Here is a 22,896-nt window from a genome sequence, read left to right as displayed (position 1 = left end):
CCTCGCGTCCTGATCGCGTGCGCGGGGCGCGTCCACCCCGCCCCCAGGATCCTCGACAGCCCTGGACGTCACCTGAACGGGTGCGCCCGCCCGGGTCCGGCCGGGTTCCACGGCCCCGGCGGCCGCGGGCGGTAGGTTCGCGGCGTGCCGCTGCCCACGTCCTCGACCCCGGGGTCCCCGCCCCCTCCACGCTACGACGACGACCTGCGCCTGGCGCACGTCATCGCCGACCAGGTGGACGGCCTGACGACCGACCGCTTCAAGGCCCAGGACCTGCGGGTGGAGACGAAGCCGGACCTGACGCCGGTCAGCGACGCCGACCGCACGGCCGAGGAGCTGATCCGCTCCCAGCTCAAGCGCACCCGCCCGCGGGACGCGGTCCTCGGCGAGGAGTTCGGCCTCGTGGGCCACGGGGCGCGGCAGTGGGTCGTGGACCCGATCGACGGCACGAAGAACTTCGTCCGCGGGGTGCCGGTGTGGGCCACCCTCATCGCCCTGCTCGACGACGGCGTGCCCGTCGTCGGCCTCGTGTCCGCCCCGGCGCTGGGGCGGCGGTGGTGGGCGGCGGTCGGGTCGGGTGCGTGGACGGGGCGCAGCCTGTCCTCGGCCACGCGCATCGCGGTGAGCTCGGTGTCCTCCCTGGCCGACGCGTCGCTGGCCTACTCCTCGCTGTCCGGCTGGGAGGCGGGCGGCTCCCTCGACCGCTTCCTGGGCCTGACGCGCGCGGTGTGGCGCACGCGCGGCTACGGCGACTTCTGGTCCTACATGCTGCTCGCCGAGGGGGCGGTGGACATCGCCGCCGAGCCGGAGCTGGCGCTGCACGACATGGCCGCGCTCGTGCCGATCGTCACCGAGGCCGGGGGCCGGTTCACCTCCCGCGCCGGGGTCGACGGTCCCCACGGCGGCGACGCCGTCGCCTCCAACGGGCTGCTGCACGCGGTGGCCCTGGAGCACCTGGGCCGGTCGTGAACCTCGCCCCCGCCGCGGGGCCGCGCCCAGGCGTCGTCACCGACGCCCGGGCGCGACGGCTGCTGGTCTGGGAGGTCGTCGCGGTCTTCGCGGTCTCCCTGGGGATGAGCGGGGTGCGGGCGCTCGTCCGGTTCCTCGGCATCCTCACGGCGCCGGTGGCGATCAACGCGCAGACCTCCACGGTCCTGGGCAGCTACGCCCCGGACCGGCCGTGGCTGGACCTGGCGCTGCAGCTCGTCTCGATCGCCTCCGGCCTGGCGCCGGTCCTGCTCGTCGGCTACCTGCTGGCCCGGGACGGGCGGTCGCTGCGCACGCTGGGCTTCGACGGCCACCGCCTCGGCCGGAACGTGCTGGCCGGGCTGGGCCTGGCGGCCGTCATCGGCGGCTGCGGCCTGCTGCTCTACCTGGGTGCCCGCGCGTCGGGGCTCAACACGAACGTCGCGGCCTCGACGCTGCCCGACACGTGGTGGGCGGTGCCGGTCTCGGTGCTGGCGGCGGCGCAGAACGGGATCCTCGAGGAGGTCCTCGTCGCCGGGTACCTGCTGCACCGGCTGTCCCAGCTGGGGTTCCGGTGGTGGCCGGCGCTGCTGGTCAGCGCCCTGCTGCGCGGCTCCTACCACCTGTACCAGGGCGTCGGCGGGTTCGTCGGCAACGTCGCCATGGGCCTGGTGTTCGGGTGGGTGTACCAGCGGTGGGGGCGGACGACCCCCCTGGTGGTGGCGCACACCGCGATCGACGTCGTGGCGTTCGTGGGGTACGCGGCCCTCGTCGGGAAGGTGAGCTGGCTGCCGGGCTGAACCTGCCCTACCGTGGGGCGGGTCCGCAGGACGTCGATGTCCACTCTCGACCGACCCGCAGGAGCCCGTCATCCCGTTCTCGCTCCCGTTCGCGATCCCCTTCGAGATCACCACGTCCGTCTGGCTGACGATCGGCGTGGCCCTCGTGGCCGCCGCCGTGGCCGCGACCGTCGGCGAGCTCGCCGCCCTCGGCGTGCGCCGGCTGGGCCGCAAGCACGAGATCCTCGCCACGCTGGCCCAGCGGGGCCGCCGGCCGCTGGCCGGACTCCTCGGAACCCTGGCCGCGATCTCCTCGCTGCAGATCTACACCTCCGCCGCGGCCTGGCGACAGCCCACGCTGACGGTCCTGGGGCTGGTGGCCGTCGCCTTCGGCGCGGGTCTGGCGATCGTGGCGGCCAACGTCGTCCAGGACGTCCTGCTGCTGCGGTACCGCGTCGACGTCGCCGACAACCGGCGCCAGCGGCAGCGCCGCACGCAGGTCTCCCTCGTCAAGCGCCTCGTCGTGGCCCTCATCGTCGTCGTGGCCGTCGCCGCGATGCTGCTGACGATCCCCGGCGCCCGCGGCATGGGGGCCAGCGTCCTGGCCTCGGCCGGGCTGCTCTCCGTCGTCGCCGGTCTGGCCGCCCAGACGTCGCTCGCCAACGTGTTCGCGGGCCTGCAGATCGCCTTCACCGACGCCGTCCGCGTCGACGACGTCGTCGTCGTGGAGGACGAGTGGGGGAACATCGAGGACATCACGCTGACCTACGTCGTCGTGCGGCTGTGGGACCAGCGCCGGCTCATCCTGCCCTCCACGTACTTCACGACGACGCCGTTCGCGAACTGGACGCGCAACTCCGCCGACATCATCGGCGCCGTGGAGCTGCAGCTGGACTGGACCGTCCCGGTCGAGGAACTGCGTTCCCGCGCGGAGCGCTTCGTGCGCGCGCACGAGCTGTTCAACGGCCAGACGTTCTCGGTGGCCGTGACCGAGACGTCCGAGCGGGCGGTCACGGTGCGGGTGCTTGTCAGCGCCGACTCCGGCGGGAGGCTGTTCGACCTGCGCTGCGCCGTCCGCGAGGAGCTCGTGGCGTTCCTGCAGCGCGAGCACCCGGGGGCGCTGCCCAAGGTGCGGTTCGCCTCGCCCCCGGCCGCGGACCAGGCGGCGGACCAGACCACGGACCAGACCGCGGACCGGGCCACCGGTGCCGCCCGGATCCCCGCCCAGGGCCACCGGACGTTCTCGGACCGGTCCTGAACGCTGCGTCACCGGTGTGAGGCGGCTCTCACCCCGGTGGCGCAGCCACCGGCTCAAGCCGGGACCGGGCACCGCCCGATGCAGAGGCACGTGCCTGCTCCCACCCTGGTCCCGGTCCTCGGGCTGCTCGCCGCCGGTCTCGGCGTGTTCACCGGTGTCCCCCAGGTCCTGCGCCTGCTGCGGACCCCCGACGCCACCGGCCTGTCGTACTCCTCGGCGGTGCTGGGGGTCCTGTCCTCGGGCACCTGGTTGAGCTACGGCCTCGCGCTGCTCGACCCGGCCCAGCTCCTCGCGAACGTGCCGGGTCTGGCGTGCGCCGTCCTCACCGTGGTCCTCGCCGGCCGCCGCCTCGCCGTCCCGCTGCGGCACGCGGCGATCGCCGTCACGGCGTGGGTCCCGCTGGTCGCGACCGCCTTCGCCCTCGGCGGGGTCCTCGTCGTGGGGGCCCTGGCCACCGCCGTCTCGCTGGTCCGGATGGTCCCGCAGATCGTCACGGTCCTGCGGCGCGCGCCGCTGCGGGGGCTCGCCCCGTCGACGTTCGTCCTGACCCAGGCGTCGGCGGCCCTGTGGACCGGCTACGGCCTGGCCACGGCGCAGGGGTCGGTCGTCGTCTGCTCGGCCGTCTCCTTCACCCTGGCCGGGGTCGTGCTCTCCCGCCGCTGCCCGCCCACGGACCTCGCGCGCGCCCTGCACGCGGGCCGCCTCGGGCGGCCGGGCCGGCTGCTGGTGCGTCCGATCGTGCTGGCCCGCCGGGCCGGTCTCGCGCTGGCGGCCTGAGGTCCCCGGGAGGCGTCAGGCCGTCACTGCTCCTGCGCGGGGAGGTTCGCGACGACGGGGTGGTCGCTGTCGACGAGGCCGGTGCGCGAAGCTCCCCCGGGCGAACCGAGGGCGTCGAAGAACTCGACGTTGGCCGCCGTGAAGGCCGACCACTGCTCCGGGACGTCGTCCTCGTAGTAGATGGCCTCCACGGGGCACACGGGCTCGCACGCACCGCAGTCGACGCACTCGTCCGGGTGGATGTACAGCGACCGCCTGCCCTCGTAGATGCAGTCGACGGGGCACTCCTCGATGCAGGCCTTGTCCTTCAGGTCGACGCAGGGCTGGGCGATGACGTAGGTCACTGGGGGGTCCTTCCGCTGTCCTCGTGGTCGGGTGACGTGGCGGTGCCACGCAGCGTCCGGAACGTCGAACCGTGCCAGACGAGAGGGTCGACGTCGGCGGCGTGGCCGAGGTCGTGCACCCGCAGCACCACGACGTCGTGGTCGCCCGCGGCCGTCTCGGAGTGCACGCTGCACTCCATCCAGGCGGCCGCCCCCGACAGGTAGTGCGCACCCGTCGCCGCGACCTCGGTCTCGAGGCCGTCGAACCTGGCGGAGAGGTCCTTGCGGGTCAACGTCGGGACGGAGGGCCGGTGGGCCGAGGCCAGGACCGAGACGCCGATGCGGGGAGCCGTGCGCAGCTGCGACCAGCTGAACGAGCCGTGCTGCACGGCGAACAGCACCAGCGGCGGGGTCAGCGAGATGCCGACCTGGAACGAGGACGCGAGGACGACGACCGGCGCCTCGTGCACGAGCGCCGACAGGGCGGCCACGCCGGAGGGGAACCGCGCGAAGGTGGAACGCACGGCGGCGGGGTCGGTGCGGGCGGGGTCGGTGCGGGTGGGCACGGGGTCTTCTCCCATCGGTGGGTGGCTCACGGCGTCGGCTGCGTGCCGGGCCGGTCGGACGTGATCGGGCCGGCCGGGTCCGGGTCCTCGCGCCCGGCGCGCGCGACGTCCAGCAGGCCCCGGCGGGTGGCGATCTTGACGCGGTCCCGGCGCCGCGCCACCCCCGCGGCCAGCTCGGCGGCGTGGATGCGCGACCAGCCGCCCAGGTCGACGACGTCGGCGGACGGCGCGTGGAACAGGCCGCGGGTCCCGCCCGCGGCGGGCACGCCGCCCGAGCGCCCGGGTCCGGCCCCGCGGGCGAGGAGGTCCTCGACGAGGTGGGTGACCGTCTCCCGGGCGTCGGACTTGGTGGACCCGATCAGACCCACCGGGCCCCGCTTGGCCCAGCCGGTGACGTAGAGGCCGGGCACGACCCCGCCGTCGTCGTCGAGCACCCGACCGGCCCGGTTCGGGATCAGCCGCCGTCGCCGGTCGAACGGCGCACCGGGGACGGGGGAGCTGGCGTAACCGACGGCCCGGTACACCGCCTGCACCGGCGTCGTGGTCAGGCGCCCGGTCCCCCGCACGTGCCCGACCTCGTCGTGCTCGGTCCGCTCGGTGCGGAGGAACTCCACCGAACCGGTGCCACCGATGAGCACCGGGGCCTGGAAGAAGTGCAGGTGCACCCGCCGGGGTGCCGTCAACGAGGCGGGGTCCCGGTGGGCCCACCCGGTGAGGGTCTCCAGGACCTGACGCTTCGGCGAGAACTGCTCGACCATGCGCCGGGTGTGGTCGTCGACGACCACGTCGCCCGGGTCGACGACCACGTCGAAACCCGGTTGCTCCCCCAGCTCCCGCAGTTCCAGGGGTGAGAAGCGAGTACCCACCGGACCGCGGCGGACGAACACGTGCACCTCGCGCAACTCGCTGCGGCGCAGAGCTTCGTGCACGTCGTCGGACACGTCGGTGGACAACAGCCGGTCCGCCTGCTGGGCCAGGACCCGCGTGACGTCCAGGGCGACGTTCCCGCCGCCGACGACGGCGGCGGCGCGTGCCCGCAGTGACCACCGCGGATCGGCGTCGGGGTGGCTGTTGTACCAGGCCACGAAGGCGGCCGCCCCGTGCGACCCCGGCAGGTCGTGGCCGGGGACGTCCAGGGGCGCGTCCTGCTCGGCGCCGGTGGCGAGGACCACCGCGTCGTAGTGCTCGGACAACTCCTGGACGCTGACGTCGCGGCCGACCTCGACGTTGCACAGCAGACGGACACCGGCCGACTCCAGGACGTCCTGGAGCGGTTCCTGGATGCGTTTGATGGCCGGGTGGTCCGGCGCGACGCCGTAGCGGACCAGCCCGAAGGGCGCGGGGAGCTTGTCGAACAGGTCGACGGACACCCCGGGCAGCTGCTTGAGCAGCATCTGCGCGCTGTAGATGCCGGCCGGGCCCGTCCCGACCACGGCGACGGTCCCGGCGGGCGGCACCTCCACCCCCGGGCGCGAGGCCGGGGACGCACCTCGCGACGGGCGGCCGGGGTCCACGGAGGACTGCGGGGGAGGCATTCCCGGAACGTACAACCTCCAGTGGGCTTGAGCTCCAATCGGCGTGGGACCGGATCGGCGGGCGCCCCGGGACGACGACGACCCCGCCTCGAACACGCCGGACGTACCCGCCCGGACCCGCCCGGACCCGCCCGGCGGCGGTCCACCGCCGGGTCCGGCGGGCACCGGGTCGCTAGAGTCCTGCCGGGCCACGCCGGTGCGAGCGCGCCGGCCGCGACTCCCGGCCCGCCCGCCACAGAACAAGGTGCCCCCGCAGTGAAGCGTCTGCTCGTCCCCTCCGCCGCCCTGCTCTGGGGTCTGCAGTTCGCCCTCCTGAACCCGGTGCTGGCGCTGCTGCTGGTGGCGCTGTTCGACGCCACGGCCGGACAGGTCGGCCTGGCGCTGGCCGCGTACAACCTGGCCGGGTTCGCGGCCTCGCTGCTGGTGCCCGCCTACGCCGACCGGCGCGCCGACTACCTGCGCCCCATGCTCGTCTGCGCCGCCCTCACGGTGGCCCTGGCCCCGGTGCTCGCCTTCAGCACGTCCCTGCCGGTCGCCGTCGCGGCCCTGGTCGTGCTCGGCGGGCCCGCCGGGGTCGGCAACTCCCTGCTGTTCGCGCACCTGAAGCACTCGGGCGCCAGCACCTCGTCGGTGATCAACACCCGCGCCGTGTCCTCCGTCGCCTGGGTCGCCGGTCCCCCGCTGGCCACGGTCCTCATCACCGGCTTCGGCAACGGGGCGGTGCTGACCCTGCTGGCCGTCGTCGCGGCCCTGACCGTCGTGACCGCCGCGGCCATGATCAGGACCTCCCGCGGCGCGGCCCGGGCGGGCGCGGCCACGGCGGCGACGGCCACCGGCCGGGACGAGCCCATGTCGAGGCCGGGGGTGGTCGCGGTGGTGGGGGCGTTCGTCCTGCTGCAGGCGACCAACAGCGCGGTCGTCGCGGTGATGAGCCTCTACGTGACCCGCGACCTGGGGTTGCCGGTGGCCTGGGCCGGGATCGCCCTCGGGGTCGCGGCGGGGCTGGAGATCCCCGCTCTGCTGCTGGCCGGGCGCCTGACCGGACGGTTCTCCAACCTCACCCTGCTGACGTCGGGGTGCGTCTGCGGCATCGCGTACTACGTCGTCATGACGCTGGTGAGCGGGCCCGTCGCCCTGCTGGCCGCGCAGGTCCTCAACGCCTGGTTCTTCGCCGTCGTCGCCGGGGTGGGGCTCACCCTCTTCCAGGAGGTGATCCCCCGCGCCGGGCTGGCCTCGGGCCTGTACACCAACACCCGCCGCGTCGGTGCGGTCCTGTCCGGCCCGCTCGTCGGCCTGGGGGCGGCGACGTCGCTGGGGTACGGCGCGGTGTTCGCCGCCAGCGCCGCGCTGACCCTGGTCAGCCTGGTGATCGTCGTGGTCCTGCAGCGCTCGGCCTCCAGGCGCGCCGCGGGGCACCCGGCGCGCGAGCCCGGGACCGTCGACACCGCCGCGGGGTGATCGCCCGGCGGTGACGTCGGCCCCCTCGGCGCGGGCCCCGCCACCGACCGCGGCGGCCCGGCCACCCGCGGTAGCGCGAGTGGGAACCGGTACCGCTGTCCGGCCGTTGGTCCCTCGACGGTGGTTCGACGACCGCGCCCGGGTGCCGCCCGCCACCGGCGGGTGCTCGGCCCGCCGCGGTGTCGCCGTGCGGGGCCGGTCAGGACGCGAGCGCTCGGCCCGGGCGGGCGTCGGCGCGCGGGGCGTCCAGCCCCCGCGCACCGACCACCGTCACCGGGTTCCGCGGCCGCGGTTCCCGCCCCGTGAGGGAGGACGACCGAAACGATGAGGCACCGCAGCACCGTCCCCGCCGCCATCCTCCTGGGATCGGCCCTGGGTCTGGCCGCCTGCTCCGGCGGGACGGACGCCGAGACCCCGGACCGGCTGCCCCCCGCCCCCGACGCGATCTCGGAGACCACCTCGACACCGCCGGGGCCCTCGCTGGAGCTGTCGCCCTCGGCCGAGCGCACCACCACCACGGGCGCGGCGGAGAACTTCACCGGGACCGTCCGCGTCACGCCGCTGTTCGACCCGACCGACGCCTCGACGGCCGGGGCGGGCCTGGTCACCTTCGAACCCGGTGCCCGGACGGCGTGGCACACCCACCCGGCGGGCCAGCGCATCGTCATCACCGCCGGGACCGGCTGGGTCCAGGAACGCGGCGGTGAGCGCCTGGAGGTCCGTGCGGGTGACGTCGTCTGGTTCGCCCCGGGCGTCGAGCACTGGCACGGCGCCACCGCGACCGACCCCATGACCCACGTCGCGGTGCAGGACACCGTGGACGGGTCGAACGCGACCTGGGAGGACCTGGTGACCGATGAGGAGTACACCGGCGGCTGACCGCCGCCCCGCCGACCCCGACGCCGCCGGGACCCGCCCCCGTCCCGGCACCACCACCCCTCGAACGGAGCCCTCGTGAAACGTCGCACGACCGCCCTCCTGGCCACCGCCGCCGCCGTGGCCACCGTGGGAGCAGCGACCGCCGTCGTCCAGACGAGCGGGGACGGGGACGCCGCGTCGGCGGCCTCCGCCTCCGCCTCCGCCACCACCACGACCAGCCCCGCGACCAGTCCCTCGGCCGACGCCCTGGAGCAGGTCGCCCCGGGTCTGGCCCGGTACCAGCGGGAGGACCTGGAGGAGGGCCTGTGGGCTCGTCCCGGGCTCGCCGCCCGGGACCGGCACCTGGTCACCCTGGCGCACCTCGTCGGTTCGGGCCAGACCCAGCACCTGACGACGTACCTGGAGGACGCCCTCGACGCGGGCCTGACCCCCGCTGAGGTGTCCGAGACCGTCACGCACCTGGCCTTCTACAGCGGGTGGGAGAACGCCGCGTCCGCGGTGGGTCCGCTCCAGGAGGTCTTCGCGGCGCGGGGGGTGAGCGCGCAGGACCTGCCGGCGGCCTCGCCGGACCTGCTGCCGCTGGACCAGGCGGCCGAGGCGGCCCGGGCCGAGCAGGTGCAGTCCACCTACGGCGAGGTGTCCCAGGGCGTCGTGGACAGCACCGGGGAGGTGCTCTTCCGCGACCTGTGGCTCCGGCCGGACCTCGCGCCCCGCGACCGCAGCCTCGTCACCGTCACGGCCCTGGTGAGCAGCGGGCAGGTGCAGCAGATCCCCTTCCACCTCGGCCGGGCCATGGACAACGGCCTCACCGAGGCCGAGGTCGGGGAGACCATGCACCAGCTGGCCTTCTACGCCGGGTGGCCGAAGGTCTTCTCCGCGATGCCGACCGTCGGCGAGGTGCTCGCGGCCCGGAGGTGACGCGGGCGCTCCCGGCCGGGGGCGCCCCGCCCCGCCGCGGTCGAGGGCAGCACCGTCCTCGGCCGCGGCGGCCGGCCGCACCGTCAGCGCAGGAACCAGCGCCCCGGCGCGGCGAGGTCGTCGACCGCGGCCGGCCCCCAGGTGCCGGGGGCGTACGGCTGCACCGCCGGCCGGTCCTGGGAGAACCGCTCGACGCAGGTCCAGGCGGCCCGCAGCCCCTGGACGCCGGTGAACAGCGACCGGTCGCCGGTGAGCACGTGCTCGATGAGGTGGACGTACGGCAACGCGGGGCCGGCCCCCTCGAAGGAGTCCAGCGGAAGGGTCGCGGTGCCCTGCGCGAGCCCCCCGGCCACTCCCGGACGGCGGACGGTCACGGCGACGTCGAAGGCGCCGCCCTCGAGCAGCGAGAAGCTGATCGTGGACGGTTCGACGTCCTGACCGGCGTAGGGGCCGTCGGCGGGTTCGCGCAGGACGAGCGTCACGCGCTGCTCGTCGGCGGCCATCTTCTTGCCCGACCGCAGCAGGAACGGCACCCCGCGCCAGCGGTCGTTGTCCACCCAGACCCGCGCGGCGGCCAGGGTGTCGGTCGTGGAGTCGTCCGGGACCCCGTCGATGCCGGTGTACCCCTCGAACTGCCCCAGGACGACCTCGGACGGGTCGAGTTCGCGGAAGTCCTGCAGCGCAGCGTCCCTGGCCGCCTGCAACGCACCGGGTCCGAGGTCGGCGGGCGGTTCCATGGCGACCGTCGCGGCCATCTGGAACAGGTGGGTGACGATCATGTCCAGGAACGCGCCGGTGGCGTCGTAGAAGCTCGCGCGCTGGGCGACGTCGAGCGTCTCGGCGATGTCGACCTGGACCTGCGCGACGTGCTCGGCGTTCCAGATGCCGGCCAGCCACGGGTTGGCGAACCGGGCGTGGATGACGTCCTGCTGCGCCTCGAACGCGAGGAAGTGGTCGATGCGGAAGACCTGCTCCTCGTCGAAGACGCGCTGCACCTCGGCGTCCAGTTCCTCGAACGTCTCCAGCGAGGTGCCGTAGGGCTTCTCGTAGACGACGCGGGCACCCTCGACGAGACCGTGGGCCTCGACGGCCCTCGTCGTCCGCAGGAACGCCCCCGGCGGGATCGCCAGGTAGTGCACGACCTGCACGTCGTCGCCCGTCCCGTCGTCCAGGTCGGACCGCGCCTGGCCGACGACGTCCAGCAGCTGGCCCGGGTCGTCGGCGGTGAACCCACCGCCGGCGAAGAGCAGGTTCTGGGAGAACTCCTCCCACGGGCCGTCGGCCGGTTGCGGGCCGAACTCCTCCAGCGCCTCGCGCAGGAACTCGCGGAACTCCTCGTGTGACTTCTCCCCGCGGCCGCTGCCGACCAGGCGCCAGCGCTGCGGGAGCCGGCCGAGCCGGGCCAGCTCGAAGAAGGCCGGGGAGACCAGCCGGCGGGACAGGTCCCCGGTGGCCCCGTAGACCACGAAGATCGTCGGACGGTCGGTGGTGGGCTGCTGTCCGGGCTGCGCTGCGCTCTGGCTCACACCCGGCACGGTAGTGACCGGTCGGGGACCGCGCGCACCGGGTCGGGCGCCGCGGCGGGCCTCGCGCCCGCCGGGACGGGGACCGGTCTCAGCCCCCGGAGGTGCGCGACCGGCCGAAGCTGAGGCCGAGCACGGCGACACCGGAGACGAGGAGCACCGCGATGACGTCCTGCCGCCCCGACACCGCTTCGGAGCAGGCGGTCGCGATCTCGATCGAGGGGTCGAGGTCGTCGCGGCCGCCGAAGGCGGAACGGCACCCGAAGTTCGCCAGGGGCAGGGGGGCGATGCCCAGCAGGAACCCCCCGACGAGCAGCGCGCCCGCGGCCAGGCGCAGCGGTAAGGCCCGCACGGCGATCACCTCCGAGGAATCCGGCACCGATGTTACCGGCACGACGTCCCGAATGCCCGTCGCCCCGGCCGCACCACCCGTACCGCTAGGGTGTCCCCCGTGACCATCACCGCTCCCCACCGGGGAACCGCCCGCGCGCTGCGCAGCGGTGCGTGGTGGTGGGTGTCGGCGGTCGCCTGACGCTCCCCCGTCCCGGTGGCCGCCCTCGTCGAGAGGCCGGGCACCGGACGACCCCTCGACGGACGGCTCCCCCCAGCCCCTCGAGGAGAACCCGATGACACCCGCGCGGACCGCTGACACGCTGGTCGCCGACCTGCTGGCCCCCGGGGCCGGCCCGTTCGCCTTGTTGCGCCGCCTGGACCCGCGCACCGGCCTGCCGGGGCCGGTGGAACTCCTGCGCGGCCCGGTCGAGGTCGTCGAGCACCTCGCCGACGTCCCGCTGCGCCCGGCGGTCGAGCACGTCGGCCGCGACGCCCTCGCCCTCGTCCCGTTCCGCCAGCTGCGCGAACGGGGTTTCGAGGTCCACGACGACGGCACCCCGCTGCAGGTGCTGCGCGTCGAGTCCGCCGTCGACCTCGCCCTCGAGGACGCCCTGCGCGCGCTGCCCGACGACGAGGTGGCCCTGCGCGACGTCGCCCCGGACCTGTCCGACGAGGACTACGCCGACGTGGTGCGCCGCATCATCGACGCCGAGATCGCCGAGGGGAACGGCGCGAACTTCGTCATCCGCCGCGACGTCGACGGGGTCGTCGACGGGTTCTCCGCCCGCACCGCGCTCAGCCTGTTCCGCCGCCTGCTCGTCGCCGAGCAGGGCGCGTACTGGACGTTCGTCGTCCACGTCCCCGCGGCCGACGGGTCCTCCCGCACGCTCGTGGGGGCCTCCCCCGAGGTGCACGTGCGGATGGCCCGCGGCGAGGTCGTCATGAACCCGATCTCGGGCACGTACCGCTACCCCGCCGCGGGCCCGGACCCCGACGGGCTCGTGGAGTTCCTCACCGACCCCAAGGAGGTGGAGGAACTGTTCATGGTGGTCGACGAGGAGCTGAAGATGATGTGCTCGGTCGGCGACCTGGGCGGCGTCGTGCACGGCCCGTACCTGCGCGAGATGGCCAACCTCGCCCACACCGAGTTCGAACTGCGCGGTCAGTCGACGCTGGACGCCCGGGAGGTGCTGCGCCAGACCATGTTCGCGGCCACCGTGACGGGCAGCCCGGTGCAGAGCGCGTGCCGCGTCATCCGCCGCTTCGAACCCTCGGGCCGGGCGTACTACGCCGGGGCGCTCGCGCTGCTCGGCCACGACGGCGAGGGCGCGCAGACCCTGGACTCCCCCATCCTCATCCGTACCGCGGACGTCCGCGCGCAGGGACCGGACGCGAGGGTCCGCGTCTCCGTCGGGGCGACGCTCGTGCGGGGTTCCACCCCCGAGGGCGAGGTCGCCGAGACCCACGCCAAGGCCGCCGGCGTCCTGCGGGCCCTGGGGGCGCTGCCGCCGCTGCCGCCGCGCACGGGGACCGACGGCGCGCCCGTGCGCCGGGTCCCGCTGGCCTCGGACCCGCGGATCGCGACGCTGCTGGCCTCCCGGCGCGACCGGCTCGCGACGTTCTGGCTCGAACCGCAGGCCGCGCCCACCGGCCCGGTCCTCGGCGAGGCCCTCGTGGTCGACGCCGAGGACACGTTCACGGCGATGCTCGTGCACCTGCTCGCCGCGGCCGGGTTGCGCGCCCGCGTCCTGCGCTACGACGACAGCGCGCTCGACGGGGCGCTGGCCGCCCACGACGGGCTCGTCCTGCTCGGTCCCGGCCCCGGCGACCCCGAGGACGCCTCCGACCCGCGCATCGCCCGGCTGCGGGGACTGGCCCGGGACCTGTCGGCCGCCGCGCGCTCGGGCGGGAACCCGCTGCTCGGCGTCTGCCTGGGCCACCAGCTGCTGTCCGGGACGCTGGGTCTGCCGCTGCGCCGCAAGGACGCCCCGCACCAGGGCACGCAGCTGGAGGTGGACCTGTTCGGGACCCCCGTGACCGTCGGGTTCTACAACTCGTTCACCGCCCGCGTCGACGAGGCCGCCGCGGCACGGCTGGCGGCCGAGGGCGTCGAGGTCGCGACGGGCCCGGCGGAGGAGGTCGTCGCCGTCCGCGGCGGGGGTTTCGCCGGCATCCAGTTCCACCCCGAGTCGGTGCTGACCCTCGGCGGGGCGGCGGTCCTGCGCGGGCTCGTCGAACCCCTGCTCACGGACCGGGGCTGAGCGGGCCGACCCGTGGCCGGGCACGACGGCCCGGGGGCGCCGGACCGCCCCGGCACCCCCGGACCGCGGTCACAACCGCGGGTCGACGGGTTCGGACTCCAGCGCCAGCACGCCGACGACGCACTCGTGCACCCGCCACAGCGGTTCGCCCCGCACCGCGCGGTCGAGCCCTTCCAGGCCCAGGGCGTGCTCGCGCAGCGCGAGGGACCGCTTGCGGCCCAGGTTCCGCTGCCGCAACCGCTCCAGGTGCTCCGGGCTCGCGTAGTCGGGACCGTAGACCAGGCGCAGGTACTCCCGGCCCCGGACCTTCAGCGCGGGCTGGAGGAGGCCCTTGGCGGTCCGCACCCGGTTCGCCAGGGGTTTGACGACCATCCCCTCCCCGCCCGCGGCGGTCAGCTCCTCCCACCACGCCGCACCCTGCGCGCACGAGGCGGGGTCGGTGACGTCCACCCGCAGGCGTCGGGTCGGGGTGAACCGGCCGGAGGCGGCGACGAGGCGGTCGGCGAGACCGAGGTGCCAGTCGTGGGGGCGGTCGGCGAAGGTCGCGCTGCTGGCGGCGGGCACCGCGAACGGGGCGAACCGGACCCCCTCGAGGCCGTCGGTGGGCCAGCAGTAGCGCCGGTAGGCGTCGGTGAACCGTTCGACGTTCTCCACGCGGGACCTCGTGCGGGACAGCAGGTCCCCGACGTCGAGCCCGCGCCCGGCGGCGCGTTCGAGGACACCGACGGCGACGGGCAGGGCCGCCTTGCCGGCTGCGCCCACCGCGGCGAACCGGCCGCGCAGCAGCTCCCGGGCCTTGGCGTCCCACGGCAGCAGCTCACCGTCCAGCAGGACCCAGTCGCCGAGCTCGTCGAACAGCCCGGCGCTGTCCAGGGCCGCGCGGACCTCCTCGACGAGCACCGCCGTGGTGGCCGGGTCGAAGAAGCTGCGGCCGGTGCGCGTCCACACGGCGCCCAGGGCCCCGCCGGGGGCGCCGAAGCGTTCGCGGGCCACCTGCTCGTCCCGGCACACGAGCGCGAGGGCCCGGGACCCCATGTGCTTCTCCTCGCACAGCACCTCGCGCACCCCGTCGCCGGCGTAGGCCGCGAAGGCGTCCTCGGGGTGCTCGAGGAACCCCTCCCGGCGCGAGGTCGGGACGGGCGCGGTCGTCGGCGGCAGGTGCAGCAGCCAGCGCGGGTCGACGGCGAAGCGGGAGACGACCTCCAGGGCCGCGGCCGCGTTCTCCTCCCGGACGGTGACGCGGCCGTGGTCGGCGGTCTCGACGACGCGCTTGCCCAGCACGTCGGTGACGTCGAGGACGTCGGGGTCGCGCACGGCCGCCCGCGCGGGGTCCCCCTCGGGTCCCCCCCGGGGCTCCGCGGGCGGGAAGGGGCGGGCGGGTTCGTGGTGGACGCGGCGCGCGGGGACGGTGACGAGCTCGCGCTCGGGGTGGCGCAGCGCCGTCAGGTGCCCGCCGAACACGCAGCCGGTGTCGACGCAGATCGTCCCGTTGACCCACTCCGGGGTCGGGACGGGCGTGTGGCCGTAGACGACGGTCGCCGCCCCGCGGTAGTCCTGCGCCCACGGGTACCGCACGGGCAGCCCGAACTCGTCGGTCTCCCCCGTCGTCTGGCCGTAGAGGCAGAACGCCCGCACCCGGCGGGAGGCGCGGCCCTGGTAGCGCTCCAGCAGCCCGGCGTGCGCGACGACGAGGCGGCCGCCGTCGAGGACGTAGTGCGAGACCAGACCGTCGAGGAACCGCTCGACCTGCGCGCGGAACTCCTCGGGTTCGGCGGCGAGCTGGTCGAGGGACTCCGCGAGCCCGTGGCTGACCTGCACCTGCCGGCCCCGCAGCGCGCGCAGCAGCTTGTCCTCGTGGTTGCCCGGGACGACCAGGGCGTGGCCGTTGGCCCGCATGCCCATGACGAGGCGCAGGACGCCGGGGGTGTCGGGACCGCGGTCGACGAGGTCGCCGACGAACACCGCCTTCCGGCCCGGCGGCGGCACGGCGTCGACGGCCCGGCCCCGCTCGTCGTGCACGAACCCGTAACCGAGGGTGCCCAGCAGGTCGGTGAGCTCCTCGCGGCAGCCGTGGACGTCGCCGATCACGTCGAACGGCCCGGTCTCGGTGCGCAGGTCGGTGAACAACCGCGTCCGGACGATGGTCGCGGCCTGCACCTCCTCGACCCCGCGCAGCACGTGGACGACGCGGAACCCCTCGCGCTGCAGGCTCTTCAGCCCGCGCTGCAGGTCGGCGCGCTGGCGGCGCAGGACGTGCGCGCCGAACGTGCGGTCGGTGCGCTCGGCGTTGCGGGCCGCGCAGACGTCGAGGGGCACGTCCAGCACGACCGCGACCGGCAGGACGTCGTGGGACCGCGCGAGCTCGACGAGGGAACGTCGCGCGGACGGCTGCACGTTGGTCGCGTCGACGACCGTGAGCCGTCCGGCGGCCAGCCGCTTGCCGGCGATGTACCCGAGCACGTCGAACGCGTCCGCCGTCGCGGACTGGTCGTTCTCGTCGTCGGCCACCAGGCCCCGGCAGACGTCGCTGGACAGGACCTCCGTCGGGGCGAAGTGCGTGCGCGCGAACGTGGACTTGCCGGACCCGCTGGTGCCCACGAGGACGACGAGGCTCAGCTCGGGGACGGTGACCTCGCTCATGCCGCCACCTCCCCGCCGGTGCGGGAGAAGACCGCCAGCTGGGTCGGGGCCCCGGTCGCGGGATCGGTCTCGCCGACGCCGAGGAACCGGACCGCGTAGCCGTACCGCTGCCCCACGCGCCCGGCCCAGTCGGCGAACTCGGCGCGGGTCCACTCGAACCGGTGGTCGGGGTGGCGGAAACCGCCCTCCGGCAACGAGGGGTAGTGCACGTTGAACTCCGCGTTCGGGGTGGTGACGAGGACGTGGGTGGGTGCCGCCTCGCCGAACACCACGCGTTCGAGGGCGGGCAGGCGCGGCGGGTCGACGTGCTCGACGACCTCGGTGAGCACGGCCGCGTCGTGGCCCCGCAACCGGTCGTCGCGGTAGGTCAGCGAGCTCTGGAACAGCGTCACCCGCTCGTCGTGCCGCTCCTCCAGGTGCACTCGGCGGGCGGCCTGCTGCAACGCCCGCACCGAGACGTCCGTGCCGGTGAGGGCGGTGAACCGCGCGTCGGTGAGCAGGGCGGCCAGCAGCTGCCCCTGCCCGCAGCCGAGGTCGGCGACGCGCGCCGCGCCCACCTCGCGCAGCACGGCGAGCACCGCCTCGCGGCGCTGGACGGCGAGCGGGGTCGCCGGGGCCGGTGCGTCGGCCTCCTGCGGCGTCTCCGGGTCGGCGCCCTCGGACTCCCCCAGCCGGTCGAGGGCGTCGGCGACGAGCGGGCGGGAGTGCCGCAGGTACCGGCGCGTCACGAGCTCGCGGTCCGGGTGCTCGGCGAGCCAGGTCCCCCCGCGGCGCAGGAGCTTGTCGACCTCGGCCCGCCCGACCCAGTAGTGCTTGGCGTCGTCGAGGACGGGCAGCAGGACGTAGAGCTGGGCCAGCGCGTCGGCGAGGCGGAACTCCCCGCTGAGCACCAGGTCCAGGTGGGGGGCCTCACCCCACGCGGGCACGGTCTCGTCGAGGGGCAGCGCGGTGGCCTCCACCCGCCAGCCGAGCGGGGCGAAGAGCTGCCGCACCAGCTCCTGCCCGGTCCTGCCCCGGTCCCCGGCGCAGCGCACCGCGGGCAGCCGGACCGTCAGCGGCCAGCGCAGGTCGACGAGCTCGGGCCGGGCGGTGCAGCGCCCGGCGAGGGCCGTGGCGAACACGCGACCGAGGGCGACCGACAGCAGGCTCGACGCGGCGTAGGGCCGGTCGTTCACGTGGTCGCCCGCCAGGGCACCCGTCCCCGCCCGCGCCAGCGCGACCGGGTCGACGTCGAGCACGACGGCGACCTCGTGCTCCTCCGGACCGCTCAGCGGCGCCAGGACGTGCGTGGTCACGGCGCCGTGCTCGGCGACGTGGACGCGGTCGGGGTGCTTGTGCAGCAGGAACCCCAGGTCCCCCGCGGGGACCCCGGGCGCCGGCCGCCGGGCCGTCAGGGTGAGGATCACGCCTCCAGCTGACCACGATCACCAGGGGTGGCGCAGGGGGTTTGGCCGGCGACGTCGTCCGGGAACGACGAAGGCCCGGACCGTGCGGTCCGGGCCTTCACCTTCTGCGTAGCGGGGACAGGATTTGAACCTGCGACCTCTGGGTTATGAGCCCAGCGAGCTACCGAGCTGCTCCACCCCGCGTCGGTGAGATGAACACTACGCGCTGGTTCCGGTCGAGGCAAATCGGTTGCCGCACAAGCAGGTCTGCGGATCTGCGGGTGGGCAGCCCACGCGGACCCCGTGTCGCCTCCGACGACGGCGAGCAGCCGCACGACGTCGTCGGGCCCCGGCTGAGGTGCGGCCCGGGCGCCGGTGCGGGTGGTTCCACCGGCCGCGGTCCTGGACTCCGACACCGCGTCAGGGCGTGAGGAGGAACCACGTGGTCTTGCCGCCGGTCGCCCCGCCCAGACCGGCAGCGGCCAGGGGTGGTGCGGGGTAGCACCGGCCAGGGGCGACGGCGGCGGACACGCCCCAGGCGGTGGCCAGCAGGTCGACCAGGGCCAGACCCCGGCCGCCGGTGTCGTCCTCGGTGAGGGTTCGCAACCGGGGTCGGCCGGTGCCGGGGTCGGAGACGCAGACCAGCACCCCGCCAGGACAGGGAGCCTGACCGCTCCCGGTGCCCCCTGCCTGGTCGGTGCGGTGGTCGGTGCGCTCGTCGGTGCGCCGGCCCGCGCGCTCGTCGGCCGGCTGACCTGGACGCAGGTCGGGACGCACGTCGGGAGGCAGGTCGGGTCCGTCGGTGATGGAGACCAGGACGTAGCCGCCCAGGTCACCCCGGGGAGTCGACCGTGCTCCAGCCGTCGTGACCCTCGTCGTCCCTGCCGCCGTCGTCGAGGTGGTGGCCGGGGCGTGTCCGGCCCCGGCGCACTGGCCGGCGGGTGGCTGGACCGCTGGTGCGGTGGACGGGTCCAGGCCGTGGATCACGGCGTTGGCGACGACTTCGCTGGTGAGCAGCTCCAGGCGCTCGACGGTGTCCTCGCTCAGCCGGTGCCGGCGTGACCAGTCGCTGACGAAGTGCCGGGCTGCGGCGGTGACCGAGGGGTGGGGGTGCAGCAGGAGGTGGTCCACAGGCGGGCAGCTCGATCCGATCACGACAGGGCCGGTGACCGACCGCGGGGCACGCCCGGACCGCTGCGCCCCAGCAGGTGGGGCGCAGGCCGAGTGGTGGGGCGAGAGGTGGGGGTGGGGGGGCAGGTGACCGTGGTGGACGGGACCAGCGCCGACCGGTTGGACGCCTCAGACCCACGTTTCCGGAGCCTGTCCTGCAATTGATGCTCGCACAGGCTGAGTCGTCACAGGAAGTCATCGAGTGTCGTGGCGCGGGCGGCGCGGTCACGGCGCAGGCGGGCTCGCAGCGCGCGCGACCGGGAGTTCAAGGAGTCGCTGGTGCTGCGAACGACGCGCGCGGTGCGAGCCAGGGCTCGGCTGCTCTGGCGCAGGTGGTGGGTCTGCCGCAGCACCTCACGGCGCACCCCGTCGGTCAACTCACGCCCGTACCGGGTCTCGTACCGGGTCTCGTGCTCGTCATCGATGGCGCATCTCCTGGTGGGCGTCCGAGTCGGGAGCGGGGTGCCGGAGGGGCGGCCCGGCGCGAGGTCCGGCGTCGTGGCCCACCCCCGGCCGAGTTCGCCGGCCGGTGGAGCGAACCGTCGCCCACCACCGGACGCGGGCGCACCGCGTCAGGTGCCCGCGCCCCCCCCCTACCCGCCACCGCGTGTCCTCAACCCCCGGAGCGGGAACCAGGCGTGGAGGCACCGGGTCGGGTCGCCACGCCCCCGCGCGAGCGCACGCTCATCGCGATCCGTGCAGCGCAGGCTCCTCCCCGCGGTGCGCACGTCGACGCCTCCGCCACCGGACAGGACGTCAGCACGTCCTCCCCACCCGCAGATCCGACGACCCGCACGGCCCACGGGCACAGCAGCTCGGGCACGGGAACGACGAAGGCCCGGACCGTGCGGTCCGGGCCTTCACCTTCTGCGTAGCGGGGACAGGATTTGAACCTGCGACCTCTGGGTTATGAGCCCAGCGAGCTACCGAACTGCTCCACCCCGCGTCGTGTGCACCACCTTACGCGCAGGTGGACGGGAGGCCAAATCGCGTCCTCCCGCCCACCTGCCGTCAGGGGGTCGGCGTCCCCGTGGGGTCGTCACCACCGGTGGGCGGGGCGCTGCCGGCCGACGGGTCCGACGTCGCGGCGGGCGCCTGGGCGTCCTCGAGGCGGGCCTCGGCGCTGGTCGCGGCGTCGACGGCCTGGCGCAGCCGGTCCTGGGCCTCGCCGTAGGCGGTGAAGTCCCCGCGCGACAACGCCGACGAGGAGTCGTTGATGGCCTGCCGGGCGTCGTCCAGGGCCTGCTGCAGCTGCTGCTGGGCCGACCCGGGCACCGGCGGCGTCGCACCGTCGGTGGGCGTCTGCGGCGGCGTCTGCGTGGGCGTCCCGCCCTGCCCGCCGGTGGACCCGTCGCTGCCCTCGTCCCCGGCCCCTGCCCCGGAGTCCCCGCCGAAGACGTCATCGAGCGCCTCGTCGAGGGTGTTCGCGATCGCGATGTTGTCGCCGAACACGGCCACGACGCGGCTGAGGCGGGGGAAGGAGTTGTCCCCCGTGCTGCGCGCGTAGATGGGCTCGACGTACAGCATCCCGCCGCCGACGGGCAGCGACAGCAGGTTCCCGTAGATGACCTCGGAACTGCCGCCGACGCTCAGCAGCCGGACCTGGTCGGCGACGGCCGTGTCGGAGCGGATGTTGTTCTGGATCTGCACCGGGCCGTTGACGGTCGTGGACTGCGGCAGTTCCAGCAGCCGGATCTTGCCGTAGTCCTCGCGCTTCTCCCCCGACGCCGACCCGGCGTCGGAGTCCACGGCGGCGAACCCGCGCAGCACCTGGGTGCCGGAGTTGTTCTGGTTCGAGGCCGGCACGTACGTCGTGGTGAGGCTGAACCGGGCCGCGTCCTGACCGGGCATCCGCAGGGTGAGGTAGTACGGCGGCTGCGCGGCGCGCGCGTCCGTCGGCCCCTCCGGGACGGTGGGGTCGGCCGGCACGTTCCAGAAGTCCTGCCCGGTGAGGAAGGACGCCGGGTCGGTGACGTGGTAGCTGGACAGGACCTCGCGCTGCACCTTGAACATGTCCTGCGGGTAGCGCAGGTGCGCCATGAGCGAGGCGTCGATGTCGGCCATCGGCTGCACGGCCCCCGGGAACGCCTTCATCCACGCCTTGAGCACGGGGTCGGACTGGTCCCACTCGTAGAGGGTGACCTCGCCGGAGTAGGCGTCGACGGTGGCCTTGACGGAGTTGCGGACGTAGTTGACGGTGCGGTCCTGCAGCGCCTGGACGCTGCTGCCCTGCGCCTGGGTCAGCCGGTCCGTCGTGGCCTCCCCGAGCTCGGTCTGCGCCGCGTAGGGGAAGGACGCCGACGTCGTGTAGGCATCGAGGATCCACACCACCCGGCCGTCGACCACCGAGGGGTAGGAGTCGCCGTCCAGGGTCAGCCACGGCGCGACCTTCTCCACGCGCTCGCGCGGCGTCCGGTCGTAGAGGATCTTGGAGTCGGGGTTCACCGAGCTGGACAGCAGGATGTTCTGGTCGCCGAACTTCAGCGCGTAGACGAGCTTCTGCAGCAGGTTCCCCACGCCGACCCCACCGGACCCGTCGTACTGGGTCGTGGCGAAACCGCCCGGGGAACCGTCGGGGTAGTCGATCTCGTTGTCCCGGCCGCCGACGATGGAGTAGTCGGTCGTCCCCTCGCCGAAGTAGATGCGCGGCTGCTCGATCGGGATGGACCCCGACGTGGGGACGTTGGACTCCAGGTAGCTGGGGCTGCCGTCGGGGGCGCGGTCGTTGCCGCGGGCGACGACGACGCCGTACCCGTGCGTGTAGAGGGTGTGCTCGTTGACCCACGTCCGCTGGTTCGGGGCCAGCCCGGAGAGGTTCAGCTCGCGGGCGGCCACGACGGTGTCCTGCGGTGCCCCGTCCGGACCCGTCGGGTACCGGTCCACGTCGAGGATGTCGGGGAACCGGTAGTACCCGCGCTGGCCCTGCGTCTGCTGGAACGCCGGCCCGACGACCGAGGGGTCCAGCAACCGGACGCTGGGGATGGTCTGGGCGTCCTGGCTGAGCTGCCCGGACTCGGCCGTGGTGTCGGCCTCGTAGGACTGCACGTCCACGTCGGACAGGTCGTACGCGTCCCGCGTCGAGTCGATGTTCTTGCCGACGTAGGGGGCTTCCAGCGCCTGCCGGTTCGGGGTCACCTGGAAGCGCTGCACGGCCCACGGGTAGATCCCGCCGATGGCCACCGCGCTGACGACGAGCAGACCGGTGCCGATCGCGGGCAGCCGCCAGGACAGGCCGGCGGCCGCGGCGATGAACAGCAGCGCCACGACGACGGCGATGATCGCGAGGATCGCCTTCGAGGGCAGGACGGCGTGGTCGACGGTGTACGTCGGGCCCACGACGCCGGTCACGTGGCCCGAGGGGCTCACGAGCGTCTCGTAGCGGTCCAGCCAGTACCCCACGGCCCGCAGCAGCAGGAACGCGGCGGCCAGGGAGGCCAGGTGGATGCGCGCGGCGCGCGTCGTGCGCTGCCCGCTGCCGGACAACCGCAACCCGCCGTAGAGGTAGTGCGCCGCCAGCGCGGCGATGCCCCCCAGCACCACCGCGGCGGTGAAGAAGCTCACGAGGAAACCCAGCCACGGCAGCGTGAAGACGTAGAAGCCCTGGTCGATGCCGAACTGCTGGTCGTCCACGCCGAAGTCGGTGCGGTTGACCCACAGCAGCAGGGTCTCCCAGTTGCTCATCGCCACCGACCCGCCGAACAGCCCGGTCGCCGCCGACAGCGCGATGACGACGACGCGCCGCAGCGGCTCCAGGGACTCCCGGTAGCGGTCCAGCCCCGCCTGCTCGGTCGACATCGGCGCGTAGACCGGGCGGCTGCGGTACCCGATGGTCAGCGACACCCCGACCGCCGCGGCGAGCAGACCACCGCCGACGACGAAGAGAGCGAGCTGGAGCCAGAGCTTGGTCGTGAAGGTCGACAGGAAGCCCAGCTGGCCGAACCACCACACGTCGGCCGTGAGGCGGGTCCCCACCACCACCGCGACGAGCAGGGCGACGAGGACGACGACGGTGGGCAGGGCTGCGCCCCGGCGACGACGCCGGAGCACCGGCCGCGATGGACGGCGTGGGGGAAAGCTCACGACGAGGCAACTTACAAGCCCCCGTCCGGGTGCCCCACGTCGAGC

17 protein-coding genes and 2 tRNA genes are annotated in these 22,896 nt (G+C 74.7%); 8 read left to right on the top strand and 11 right to left on the bottom strand.

The genetic code is table 11. The features are described 5' to 3' along the window. Positions 1-150 precede the first annotated feature (150 nt). The 4 genes from hisN (at position 151) to AB2L28_RS08230 (ending at position 3,780) form a co-directional block, all read left to right on the top strand. Positions 151-969 (top strand): histidinol-phosphatase, encoded by an 819-nt coding sequence (gene hisN, locus AB2L28_RS08245; RefSeq protein ID WP_370718389.1) that lies wholly within the window; start codon positions 151-153, stop codon positions 967-969. Beyond that, a complete protein-coding gene (locus tag AB2L28_RS08240) occupies positions 966-1,766 on the top strand; it encodes a CPBP family intramembrane glutamic endopeptidase (protein ID WP_370718260.1) in 801 nt (266 codons plus the stop codon). Before hisN ends, AB2L28_RS08240 begins: the two co-directional genes overlap by 4 nt. Before the next feature lie 136 nt (positions 1,767-1,902). Then, on the top strand, positions 1,903-3,003 hold the full coding sequence (locus AB2L28_RS08235) for a mechanosensitive ion channel family protein (RefSeq protein WP_370718259.1): 1,101 nt from the start codon (positions 1,903-1,905) through the stop codon (positions 3,001-3,003). A 90-nt stretch (positions 3,004-3,093) separates the two neighbouring features. Further along, a complete protein-coding gene (locus AB2L28_RS08230) occupies positions 3,094-3,780 on the top strand; it encodes a SemiSWEET family transporter (protein WP_370718258.1) in 687 nt (228 codons plus the stop codon). Between the two features lie 23 nt (positions 3,781-3,803). Here the strand turns inward: AB2L28_RS08230 and fdxA are convergent, their stop codons facing one another. The 3 genes from fdxA to AB2L28_RS08215 are packed head-to-tail and all read right to left on the bottom strand — an operon-like array spanning position 3,804 to position 6,204. Beyond that, the gene (gene fdxA, locus AB2L28_RS08225) at positions 3,804-4,124 is read right to left on the bottom strand and encodes a ferredoxin (RefSeq protein WP_370718257.1); all 321 of its coding nucleotides are present in this window, start codon (positions 4,122-4,124) and stop codon (positions 3,804-3,806) included. Continuing rightward, complete coding sequence (locus AB2L28_RS08220) at positions 4,121-4,669, bottom strand: flavin reductase family protein (RefSeq protein WP_370718256.1); 549 nt, start codon at positions 4,667-4,669, stop codon at positions 4,121-4,123. Before AB2L28_RS08220 ends, fdxA begins: the two co-directional genes overlap by 4 nt. Positions 4,670-4,695: 26 nt before the next feature. Beyond that, on the bottom strand, positions 4,696-6,204 hold the full coding sequence (locus AB2L28_RS08215; RefSeq protein ID WP_370718255.1) for an FAD-dependent oxidoreductase: 1,509 nt from the start codon (positions 6,202-6,204) through the stop codon (positions 4,696-4,698). Between the two features lie 255 nt (positions 6,205-6,459). Here AB2L28_RS08215 and AB2L28_RS08210 point away from each other — a divergent pair, with 255 nt between their 5' ends. From AB2L28_RS08210 to AB2L28_RS08200, 3 genes are all read left to right on the top strand, one after another. Beyond that, on the top strand, positions 6,460-7,662 hold the full coding sequence (locus AB2L28_RS08210; protein ID WP_370718254.1) for an MFS transporter: 1,203 nt from the start codon (positions 6,460-6,462) through the stop codon (positions 7,660-7,662). A 324-nt stretch (positions 7,663-7,986) separates the two neighbouring features. After that, a complete protein-coding gene (locus tag AB2L28_RS08205) occupies positions 7,987-8,541 on the top strand; it encodes a (R)-mandelonitrile lyase (RefSeq protein ID WP_370718253.1) in 555 nt (184 codons plus the stop codon). Positions 8,542-8,658: 117 nt separating this feature from the next. Then, complete coding sequence (locus AB2L28_RS08200) at positions 8,659-9,459, top strand: carboxymuconolactone decarboxylase family protein (RefSeq protein WP_370718388.1); 801 nt, start codon at positions 8,659-8,661, stop codon at positions 9,457-9,459. 83 nt (positions 9,460-9,542) lie between these two features. On the opposite strand, the gene AB2L28_RS08195 is transcribed toward AB2L28_RS08200, so the two are convergent. Both AB2L28_RS08195 and AB2L28_RS08190 read right to left on the bottom strand, forming a co-directional pair. Then, entirely contained in the window at positions 9,543-10,985 is a 1,443-nt protein-coding gene (locus AB2L28_RS08195) for a glucose-6-phosphate dehydrogenase (RefSeq protein ID WP_370718252.1), read from the bottom strand. A gap of 88 nt (positions 10,986-11,073) precedes the next feature. After that, positions 11,074-11,361 (bottom strand): hypothetical protein, encoded by a 288-nt coding sequence (locus AB2L28_RS08190; protein ID WP_370718251.1) that lies wholly within the window; start codon positions 11,359-11,361, stop codon positions 11,074-11,076. Between the two features lie 247 nt (positions 11,362-11,608). Between AB2L28_RS08190 and AB2L28_RS08185 the strand changes: the two genes are divergently transcribed. Beyond that, complete coding sequence (locus tag AB2L28_RS08185) at positions 11,609-13,576, top strand: anthranilate synthase family protein (RefSeq protein WP_370718250.1); 1,968 nt, start codon at positions 11,609-11,611, stop codon at positions 13,574-13,576. A 69-nt stretch (positions 13,577-13,645) separates the two neighbouring features. Here AB2L28_RS08185 and AB2L28_RS08180 read toward each other — a convergent pair whose 3' ends face one another. The 6 genes from AB2L28_RS08180 to AB2L28_RS08155 all read right to left on the bottom strand — a co-directional run bounded on the left by AB2L28_RS08180 (position 13,646) and on the right by AB2L28_RS08155 (position 22,851). Further along, a complete protein-coding gene (locus AB2L28_RS08180) occupies positions 13,646-16,216 on the bottom strand; it encodes a polynucleotide kinase-phosphatase (RefSeq protein ID WP_370718249.1) in 2,571 nt (856 codons plus the stop codon). After that, positions 16,213-17,622, bottom strand: a complete 1,410-nt coding sequence (locus AB2L28_RS08175) for a 3' terminal RNA ribose 2'-O-methyltransferase Hen1 (protein ID WP_370718248.1) — start codon at positions 17,620-17,622, stop codon at positions 16,213-16,215. Before AB2L28_RS08175 ends, AB2L28_RS08180 begins: the two co-directional genes overlap by 4 nt. A 109-nt stretch (positions 17,623-17,731) precedes the next feature. Beyond that, a tRNA-Met gene (locus tag AB2L28_RS08170) sits at positions 17,732-17,805 on the bottom strand. 216 nt (positions 17,806-18,021) lie between these two features. Continuing rightward, a complete protein-coding gene (locus AB2L28_RS08165; protein ID WP_370718247.1) occupies positions 18,022-18,732 on the bottom strand; it encodes an ATP-binding protein in 711 nt (236 codons plus the stop codon). 911 nt (positions 18,733-19,643) lie between these two features. Further along, positions 19,644-19,717, bottom strand: a tRNA-Met gene (locus AB2L28_RS08160). Positions 19,718-19,782: 65 nt separating this feature from the next. Continuing rightward, positions 19,783-22,851 (bottom strand): UPF0182 family membrane protein, encoded by a 3,069-nt coding sequence (locus tag AB2L28_RS08155; protein ID WP_370718246.1) that lies wholly within the window; start codon positions 22,849-22,851, stop codon positions 19,783-19,785. Positions 22,852-22,896: the final 45 nt, after the last annotated feature.

The sequence above is a fragment of the Kineococcus mangrovi genome, assembly GCF_041320705.1.
GTDB lineage: Bacteria > Actinomycetota > Actinomycetes > Actinomycetales > Kineococcaceae > Kineococcus > Kineococcus mangrovi.
Note: the sequence above shows the minus strand (reverse complement) of the source record. Positions and strands in the feature narration are given on the sequence as shown.